Source organism: Fontibacter flavus, assembly GCF_042432905.1.
In the GTDB taxonomy this organism is placed as follows: domain Bacteria; phylum Bacteroidota; class Bacteroidia; order Cytophagales; family Cyclobacteriaceae; genus Fontibacter; species Fontibacter flavus.
The window spans coordinates 78736-88447 of record NZ_JBHLWI010000048.1 but is presented as its reverse complement, the minus strand read 5'-3'; the positions used below and the strand labels follow the sequence as shown (position 1 = coordinate 88447).

The 9712-nt window shown below is 41.0% G+C and carries 6 protein-coding genes; 1 reads left to right on the top strand and 5 read right to left on the bottom strand.

Annotated features, from left to right (window positions below; genetic code table 11):
• Positions 1-142 precede the first annotated feature (142 nt).
• The gene (locus ACFFIP_RS16590; RefSeq protein ID WP_382388835.1) at positions 143-3592 is read right to left on the bottom strand and encodes a ThuA domain-containing protein; all 3450 of its coding nucleotides are present in this window, start codon (positions 3590-3592) and stop codon (positions 143-145) included.
• 194 nt (positions 3593-3786) lie between these two features.
• On the opposite strand from ACFFIP_RS16590, the gene ACFFIP_RS16585 reads away from it, so the two are divergent.
• On the top strand, positions 3787-6123 hold the full coding sequence (locus ACFFIP_RS16585; protein WP_382388834.1) for a glycoside hydrolase family 3 protein: 2337 nt from the start codon (positions 3787-3789) through the stop codon (positions 6121-6123).
• Positions 6124-6154: 31 nt separating this feature from the next.
• Here ACFFIP_RS16585 and ACFFIP_RS16580 read toward each other — a convergent pair whose 3' ends face one another.
• From ACFFIP_RS16580 to ACFFIP_RS16565, 4 genes are all read right to left on the bottom strand, one after another.
• On the bottom strand, positions 6155-6481 hold the full coding sequence (locus tag ACFFIP_RS16580; protein ID WP_382388833.1) for a hypothetical protein: 327 nt from the start codon (positions 6479-6481) through the stop codon (positions 6155-6157).
• Between the two features lie 240 nt (positions 6482-6721).
• Positions 6722-7921 (bottom strand): phosphoglycerate kinase, encoded by a 1200-nt coding sequence (locus ACFFIP_RS16575; RefSeq protein WP_382388832.1) that lies wholly within the window; start codon positions 7919-7921, stop codon positions 6722-6724.
• A gap of 64 nt (positions 7922-7985) precedes the next feature.
• Complete coding sequence (locus ACFFIP_RS16570) at positions 7986-8957, bottom strand: L-threonylcarbamoyladenylate synthase (protein WP_382388837.1); 972 nt, start codon at positions 8955-8957, stop codon at positions 7986-7988.
• Positions 8957-9667: a tetratricopeptide repeat protein gene (locus ACFFIP_RS16565; RefSeq protein WP_382388831.1), complete on the bottom strand. Its 711-nt coding sequence runs from the start codon at positions 9665-9667 to the stop codon at positions 8957-8959. Before ACFFIP_RS16565 ends, ACFFIP_RS16570 begins: the two co-directional genes overlap by 1 nt.
• Positions 9668-9712 lie beyond the last annotated feature (45 nt).

The window sequence follows — 9712 nt, the reverse complement described above, 5'->3', positions numbered from 1 at the left end:
GTCGACCAGTATTATACGTGTCAAGGAAAAAATCTAATCAAAAATCCCCAATCATGACTTTAGATTTTCAAAATCAAAAAATTGCAGCATAAAAAAGGCTGCCCTTTTCGGACAGCCCCTTTTTTGATTTTTATGATTCAACTTACTTTTTCTTAAATTCTACTGACATCAAAGCTGCCGTAGGCTCATCCCCTGCCACTGGCTTAGTTACAAAATAGAGATCCTGTAACTTTCCGGCTTGGGCATTGCTCAGATGGACCTCTATGGTGCTCACACCAAAGTTAAGACCACCCTGACCTTGAGCTGAAACCTTAAACTGGCCTTCTCCAATCTTAGTACCGGTAGGGCTGCCTAATCGCGCCTCTACACTGAAACCTTGATTGGAAGGTTCCTGTCCCCCTCCCATCAATACCAACGATCCTATTTCTGTCAGGTCAATATTTTTGAGCGCAAAAGAAGCTGGTGAAGAAGGGATCAACATGAAAGTCCTCCCTCCGAAGCTCATCAAACTAAAGCCGTCAAGTTGCTTTGCCTCTGCGGTACTGATTACAGGGTTTCTCAAAGTAATTGATGTATTACCTGTAAGTGGTTTGATATTCTCACCTCCTTTATCTGTAAAGCTGGCAGAAAGCACAAAAACACCCGTTTCACTCAGGCTTTTTCCTACAGTTGGATCAACAGTACCTGTTGCTGCTAAAGAAGGTCTTTCTTCTGTCCTACTTCCCAAAGAAAGGATGTAGGCTACTACCTTGCTGGCATCATCATTTTTCAGGTCTGGGTTAGCAGGCATGGCTGTTTCACCCCATACACCACCACCTCCTTTTTGGATCTTGTTGATCAAATAAGAAACACCATTTGGATTTCTCCTGTATTTACGTGCTACTTCTACATAAGAAGGCCCAATAGATGCCTCATCTTCCTTATGACATGTCTTACAGGTCAATGAACTGATCAGGCTTTTGCCAACCATGGCTTCAGTCATAATCAGGTGCCCTTTAGACGCTTCTGCCTGATCCAAACCAGAAATATAATCGGCAGAAACATATAGAGTTGAAAGATCTTGGCCCGCACTGGCATCATCAGGGTCATTGACTTTCACTTCATAAGCGATTGGGGAACCTGGGAAATAAAAAGTCTGATTTCCTTTGATACTGATATTCACCTCAGGTGCTATATTTCCCGCATAGACAGAAGATATCAAGCTTTTTGCCTTAAGTTTACCAGGATCACTTACTTCTACCTGTACATCATAATCTCCAATTTGCTTGAAGGTATATGTCAATTCGGGTTCATTGGTCGTGATTTTTTCTCCATTCCCAAGGTCCCAGGTATAAGTCAAAGGATCATTTTCAGGGTCTTGGGCATCAGCTGCAAATGTAGCTGTGAAAGGAATCGCTCCTGACGTTTTATCTACTGTAATTGAATTCACAACTGGAGTTCTGTTGCCTCCATTATAATCAATTCTGAACAAGCCTGAATCTGGGTTTTTGGTAAACCAACCATTTCCATATTCAAGCACGTAAATTTTCCCATCGGGCCCCACTTCCATATCTATCAAGGCATTGAATTTGGTTCCTGCCATAAATGGTTCCATTTTATCAAAATCCCCATTTGGCTGCATCGTCACAGCTTTGATCCAACCCCTTACCCAGTCATAAATAAAGAGCTTACCATCATAATAAGAAGGATATCGCGTGTCTTTTGGGAACATATCGGAATAGTAGACAGGTCCGGCCATTGCATTCCTTCCGCCAGTTCCTACTTGAGGAAAATCAGGAGAAGCACCATATGGGTACCAGATAAATGCAGGTTGTGCAGCAGGCAATTCACGGATACCTGTATTGTTTTTGGAATTATTGACAGGCTTGGCAATATCATAAGGAGCGCCTGACTTCCCTGTAGCATAATCATAATCCACATAGGCATAATTATCACCCACAAAAAACGGCCATCCAAAATTACCTGCTTTTCTGGCTTGGTTGACCTCATCATAGCCTCTAGGCCCCCTTGTATCCAAACTGTCCGGGTTGGCATCAGGTCCTACCTCTCCCCAATACAAAAAGCCTGTTTTCTGATCAATGGAAATCCTATATGGATTCCTATTTCCCTGTACATAAATCTCAGGTCTTGTACCTTCTGTTCCTTTAGGATAGAGATTGCCTTCAGGTATATCATAAGTACCATCTTCATTTACTTTGATTCTGATGATTTTACCTCTCAGGTCATTTGCGTTACCGGAACTCCTTCTAGCATCAAACTGCTCGAACCCAGGGCGGTCATCCAAAGGAGCATACCCCCTATTGACGAACTTACTGTTTGCCTGGTCAAATGGAGTAGAGTTATCTCCTGTGGAAAGATACAACAGGCCATCCTTGTCAAAAGCTATAGACCCTCCAGTATGACAACAAATGTTTCTTTGTGAATACAGTTCCAGAATAATTTTTTCGGATGACATGTCCCAGGTATCATTCTTGAAAGTAAACCTGGATAGTCTGTTGATCTCTTTTTCTCCAGTTGGACTATAAAAAACAAATACATGTCCATTTTTATCAAAATTAGGATCCTTTTGAATACCCATTAGTCCTTCTTCTGCATTGACTCCAGGTATATTTGTTTTCCAATACACATCAAATTTAGCAACCTCTCTTACAGTGGTGTCACCATTTTTATACAATAAAACTTCACCTCTCCTTTGTGCAATGAGGATGTCCAGATTTGGCAATATGGTCATTTCTGTAGGTTCGGTAAACTCCCCCAATGCCAATGTTTTTTTCTCAAATCTATTTTCCTCTGGAACTCTCTGGGTTTTAGCCTTGGAATAATCAAGTTTCTTATTGTCACCTATAGCATATTTGATCCCTTCCAACAAATGCTGCACAAACAATTCTTCGGTAAAAGACTCCTTGGTATGTCCACCAGCAGTATACCATGCCCTTCCGCCGTCGTATTCATGATACCATGCCATTGGATGATAACCCATAGGTTGGGTTTGTTGATAGCTGTCTTCATCAATGTCCATCAGTACATTGACATCCGGGTTCAACTTCTTGAAATGATACCACTCATCTCTTCTGTTCCAGATTTCTGGTAAAAAACGGGTGCTTTGATGTTCTCTATTCGTAACATTTAATTTTCCATCCTGAACATTTGGGTGTGGATCTCCGATTCCTGGGTGGTAAGAAAAATACCCTCCAGCCAATCTATTGTACCAACCCCACTCATATTCGGTATCTGTGGCCGCATGTATGCCCACATAGCCTCCTCCAGCCTGTATATACCTCTCAAAATCAGCTTCCTGATAATGATCCAATACATTTCCTGTGGTACTTAGCCAAATGACTGCAGAGTACTGCTTCAGGTTTTCTTCATTGAAAAATGCTGCATTGGTGGTCGTATCTACTTCGAAGCCATTTTCCGCACCAAGTTTTTGGATTGCAGCTATACCATCAGGTATGGATTCATGATAAAAACCTGCAGTTTTGCTGAATACCAGCACTTTGGGCTTCCCACTTCTCTTATTACATGAAGCAAAAACCACTACTAAGGTTAGGACCATCATTACGGTCCTTAATAACTTGTTGTTGGTTATCATAGGTTATTGAATTTCAGGAAATATAATTGGTTTTTTATTGGCTATTGGAAAGTATTCATATAAATGGCTGTAATGCCTTAAGATTGGTCTGCGCATTGCTTTTGAGGGCCAAAATTTAGTCATTTTTTCAATATGGGAAACAATTCATTATGTGTTTTTTACATTATGGGTTATATTAGTAAAAATTTAAGCATATGATCAGGAGTAAAACTGCAGTTATTATAGTCTCATTAGGTACAGCCTTTCTTTTTTCCTGCGAAAAGAATTCTGTTTCAGAAACCCAATTGGATGGTGATATAGTCATCTTAAAACAATCTATGGGTCCTAATTTGGGATATTCCAAAAATTCAGGAGTAAGTATTTTGGATCAAGAAGGGCTGAAATTCAAAGACCTCAATAAAAATGGTCAATTGGATAAGTATGAAGACTGGAGACTACCAGTGGATGAAAGGGCAAAAGATCTGGCTTCAAAAATGTCCGTAGAACAAATCGCTGGTTTAATGCTTTATTCCTCTCACCAATCAATTCCTGCTGCAGCAGGAGGCTTCGGTGCAGGAACTTATGGAGGTAAGCCCATCCATGAAAGCGGTATGCCAACATCCTCCTTATCCGACCAGCAGAAAAAGTTCCTAACTGAAGATAATTTGCGACATGTGCTGATTACACGGGTTGAAAGTCCGGAAATTGCGGCACAATGGAACAATTATGCCCAGGAATTAGTAGAAGGGCTGGGTTTGGGAATACCTGCCAACAACAGCTCTGACCCAAGGCATGGTCCTGTAGCAAGTACAGAGTACAATGCAGGTTCAGGGGGAAGTATTTCCATGTGGCCCGAATCATTGGGTTTGGCTGCCACCTTTGACCCCTCATTAGTGGAGAGATTTGGCGAAGTAGCTTCCATTGAATACAGGGCTTTGGGATTGGCTACTGCCCTTTCTCCACAAATTGACTTGGGGACGGAGCCACGATGGAATAGACTGAAGGGGACATTTGGTGAAGATTCAAGATTATCAGCCGACATGGCCAGAGCTTATGTAGATGGCTTTCAAAGCTCCAAAGGAGAACATGAGATCGGCATGGGATGGGGATTTCACAGTGTCAATACAATGGTCAAACATTGGCCAAGCGGAGGGCCTGAAGAAGGAGGAAGGGACGGGCACTTTGCTTATGGTAAATTTGCAGTTTATCCCGGCAACAACTTTGAAGAACACCTGATCCCTTTTACTGAGGGAGCATTTAAATTAAACGGCAAGACTAAGTCAGCCACCGCAGTCATGCCATATTATACTATTTCCTATGATCAGGACACCAAATACCAAGAAAATACAGCCAATGTGTACAATAAATATATCATCACGGATTTATTAAGAGAAAAATACGGATATGAAGGTGTCATCTGTACAGACTGGGGCGTAACAGGTAATGAAGGCCCTCAACCGGAAATTTTCATGGGCAAACCATGGGGAATGGAAGACAAAACCATTGAGGAAAGACACTATAAAGTACTGATGGCCGGGGCTGATCAATTTGGAGGAAACAATGATATCAAGCCCGTGCTAGCAGCATATCAAATGGGGGTTGTGGAACATGGTGAAACATGGATGAGAGCTAGGTTTGAGCAATCTGCGGTAAGGTTGCTCAGAAATATTTTCCAGCCAGGACTGTTTGAAAATCCTTATTTGGACCCTCAAGAAACCAAAAACATTGTAGGAAATGCTTCCTTTATGAAAGAAGGCTACGATGCCCAGTTGAAATCAATCGTACTATTGAAAAACAAGGATAACGTATTGCCACTGAACGAAAAAAGCAAGGTATATATTCCCAAAAAATTCATTCCGTCCACTACCAATTGGTGGGGGGTTAAATCTGAAGAGAAATGGGTAGATGCAATTAATTTAGAAATCGCAAAGAAATACTTTGACTTGGTTGAGAGTCCGGATGAAGCTGATTTTGCACTGGTTTTTGTCAGTAATCCGGAATCAGGAACTGGTTATGATCCTGAAGACAGAGAAAAAGGCGGTAATGGCTATGTTCCCATCAGCTTACAATATGGCACATATAAAGCTGAATATGCCCGGGAAAAAAGTATAGCGGCAGGTGACCCTGTAATCGCTCCTGAGGTCACTAACAGAACTTACAAAAACAAATCCATCACGGCGGCGAACCTGAAAGAATTGGAGATCATATTGGAAACTAAAAAAGCAATGGGCGAAAAACCTGTCATCACCATCATATCTACAGGCAATCCTATGGTCTTCAGTGAGTTTGAAAATTCAGTAAACAGTGTTCTTTTACATTTCGGTGTTCAAGACCAGGCAATTCTGGACATTCTCTCCGGAAGAACTGAGCCTTCAGCCTTATTACCAATACAAATGCCTGCAAATATGAAAACTGTGGAAGAACAATTTGAAGATGTGGCGCATGATATGAAATGCCATATCGATGAAATGGGAAATGTTTATGATTTTGCTTTTGGTATGAACTGGAGTGGGGTGATTCAGGACAATCGAACTTCCAAGTATAAAAAGTAATTTAAAATATGATTAGGCCGGGAGACCTACATTACCCGGCCTCTTCTTGTTCTTCTTCTAAATAGACCTTCTCTCCACAAACAATTCTTTCAACTTCTACAGGATTTTCTTCAGTACTTTTTGACCACCATTTCCCTTCTTCATCCTGATTGATTGACCAAAGCTTTCCGTTTTCGTCACGATAAGTAAAAACACCTGTATCCTTATTTCTTCTTACGTCTTCCTTGATTTCATAGAACCAAGTGGATCCATCTGCTCTTTTCAGATAAACCTCACAGCCACCACTAATCTCTTCGACCTCCACGCAAGCAGAGGTGAATAAAGCCAAGAAAATCAAGGGAATTAAAACTTTGTTCATAACATCTTCAAAAGTTGAACGCTAACATGAAATCAAACTTGTACACGGTGAAGTAGTGCTTCTTGATAACCGAAAACCAATTTTAAAAATACTAATTTGAGCAATAAGAACAATTGAATTACGCCAAATCTTTCATGATCAGGCAAAAAGAGCGCTTTGACCTGTCTATCATAGTCAGAAAAACAAAAAAGAAGGCCAAAACAGACCTTCTTTTTCAATGCTTCATAAGATCACCTTTGTTCAGGGCATCAAAGCTGCAACACCTGGAAGCACTTTTCCTTCCATATGTTCCAATAAAGCACCTCCTCCTGTAGAGACATAGGACACCTTATCTGTAAAACCAAATTTATTCACTGCGGCGGCAGAATCACCACCTCCAATTAGGGAGAAAGCTCCTCTTTCAGTTGCCTCAGCTATCGCTTCTGCCACGGCTACAGTTCCATGTACAAAGCTGCTCATTTCAAATACACCCATAGGGCCATTCCAAAGGATAGTCTTGGAAGATTTGATCACTTCAGCGAATAATTTCCTGGTCTCTGGTCCAATGTCCAATCCCATCCAGCCATCCGGAATTTCACCTGCTTTGGCCAATCCTTGCTCTGCGTCATTGGCAAATGCCCTAGAAGTTACGGTATCCAATGGAAGGATGATCTTAACCCCTTTATCTTCTGCTTTTCGCATCAGCTCAAGGACATAATCCAACTTATCTTCTTCACAAAGTGAGTCTCCGATTGTTCCTCCTTTAGCCTTGGAAAAAGTATAAGACATGCCACCTCCGATAATCAGATTATCGACTTTTTCCAACAATCTCTCGATGATCAAGATTTTATCTGAAATCTTAGCACCTCCCATAATGGCCGTATAAGGTCTTTCAGGATTTTCAAGTACTTTATCTGCATTCTCCAATTCCGAAAGCATCAAATACCCAGTTGCTTTAGTATTGAAAAATTTAGCAATCACTGCCGTAGAGGCATGTGCCCTATGGGCGGTACCGAAAGCATCATTTACATAAATATCTCCAAGCTTTGACAATTTCTCAGCAAATGCCTCGTCTCCTTTTTCTTCTTCCTTATAAAACCTGAGATTTTCCAACAAAAGCACCTCTCCAGGTTGAAGTCCTGCTGCGAGGTTTTTGGCTTCATCACCAACACAGTCCGGAGCAAATTTGACTGTTTTACCCAATAACTGTTGAAGATTACCAACTACATGTCTCAGAGAATATTTATCTGTCGGTCCATCTTTTGGTCTGCCCAAGTGGGACATCAAAATTACAGCACCTCCATCTTTTAAAATCTTCTCAATTGTCGGTATTGCTGCTCTGATACGGGTATCATCAGAAACGTTTTGGTGCTCATCCAATGGGACATTAAAATCTACCCGGATTAAGGCTCTTTTACCTTTAAAATCTAGATTGTCCACACTTTTGATTCTTTTGTTCATGTTGTTATTGTTTAAAAGGTTTGTAGCCAAATTAATTTTCAAAAACTGCTGTAGACATCAAAACCTACACAGTTTCATTTACCGAAGCTCTTCTCAACCTATCATTAACTGCTCTACCCAAGCCCTCCTCCGGCAAATACTCTGATAAAATTACAGAAACATCCATGTTATCCAAAGTTCTCATAGCAGCAAAAAGATTTTTAGCTGCCTCAGAAAGGTCTTTTGCCGGACTTAGTTGTATTTGATGGTCGTCAGAAACCTCAGGAAATTTGTCTGAAAAAGACAATACTGCAAAAGATGTTCCCTTTTGCTGGTGAATTTTTATAAGTTGAGACAAATCTCCCAAAACAAAGGGTTTGGAAGGTGCATAGTGACTTTTCAACATCCCAGGGGATTTTGGATTGCTGCTGGAATGGGCCATCACTTGAACTTTCCCAACCAAAGATTCGATTTTCCTAATATCTAACCCTCCTAACCTATATACGGTCACCTGATTTCCTTCCATCCCCACAATGGTACTTTCGAGTCCAACTTCGCAATCTCCCCCATCCAGAATATAGCTGATTTTATCACCAAGTTGGTCGTTGACATGGCTTGCTTTGGTTGGACTGATGTAACCAAAAGGATTCGCACTGGGTGCTGCTAATGGAAAATCAAGGTTGGCAAGCAATTCTTGTGTCAAAGGATGATTGGGTACCCTAACCGCTACTGTTTCCAGACCACTTGTCACCAAATCCGGAACAGAATCCTTTTTAGGCAAAAGCAAGGTCAAGGGACCCGGCCAAAATTTCTCTGCAAGGATCGAAAGTGCTTTAGGTATCCCCAAAGTAAAATCCGAAACCCTTTCCATAGAAGAGGTATGTAGAATCAATGGGTCAAAACTGGGTCTGTTCTTAACAGCAAAGATTTTAGCAACAGCATCAGGATTCAGGGCATTTCCTGCGAGACCGTAAACAGTCTCGGTAGGAATTCCTACTAATTCTCCTGTCTCCAGAATGGCTTTGGCCGCATCAATATCTTTCCCTAGAGAAGCCATCAGTTCTGACAAAAATCATCAATCCAGCTTTTAGCTTCAGAAAAGCCCAAGCCTAATGCTGTTTTCAAATTTTGACATCCTTCTTCTTTTTGCCCAAAAGCACTCATTTGTGTTACGCCAAGAAGATAAAATGCCGCCCCATTTCTATTGTCCAATGAAACAGTTCTCTGAAGTGATTCAATAGCAGCCACAGGGTCATTGTTTCCCAATTGAGCTTTTGCTTTATTAAACTGGGCTAATGCATGATTGGGATTGGACTGAAGTACCACATCAAAGTCAAATATAGCATCTTCATATTCTTCCAAACCCAATAGGGCTAAGCCTCTATTGTAATAAATGTCTCCCTGACTTGGATCCAATCCATTAGCCATATTATAATCCAACAATGCTTCTTTGAATGATTTTTTCTCCAAATGAGCATTTCCACGATTAAAGTAAGGCTTGTAAGAATTGGGATCAATTTCAATAGAAGAAGAGAAAGCTTCTATTGCTTCATCATATTTCGCTTGCTGAAATAGTGCTACCCCTTTGGCATTATAGGCAGAGGTATTCTGTGGATTCTGTTCTACTACCCTATCAAAATATTCAATGGCTTTCTGATATTGGGAAGCCTCCATTAACCTGACACCTTCATCAAAAAGTTCTTCTTCCGAAGGACTACAAGCTCCTAGCAGGATCAAGAGGAGCAACCAATAACTTTTATTTCTCACGATTTCCTAATTTTCGCACAAAGATAAGGATTTGTGCTTCTTCAG

What these genes read in the sequence shown, in the direction of transcription:
- ACFFIP_RS16590 (WP_382388835.1), bottom strand. Translation starts at nt 3,592, where the DNA reads ATGATAACCAACAACAAGTTATTAAGGACCGTAATGATGGTCCTAACC.
- ACFFIP_RS16580 (WP_382388833.1), bottom strand. Translation starts at nt 6,481, where the DNA reads ATGAACAAAGTTTTAATTCCCTTGATTTTCTTGGCTTTATTCACCTCT.
- ACFFIP_RS16570 (WP_382388837.1), bottom strand. Translation starts at nt 8,957, where the DNA reads ATGGCTTCTCTAGGGAAAGATATTGATGCGGCCAAAGCCATTCTGGAG.
- ACFFIP_RS16575 (WP_382388832.1), bottom strand. Translation starts at nt 7,921, where the DNA reads ATGAACAAAAGAATCAAAAGTGTGGACAATCTAGATTTTAAAGGTAAA.
- ACFFIP_RS16585 (WP_382388834.1), top strand. Translation starts at nt 3,787, where the DNA reads ATGATCAGGAGTAAAACTGCAGTTATTATAGTCTCATTAGGTACAGCC.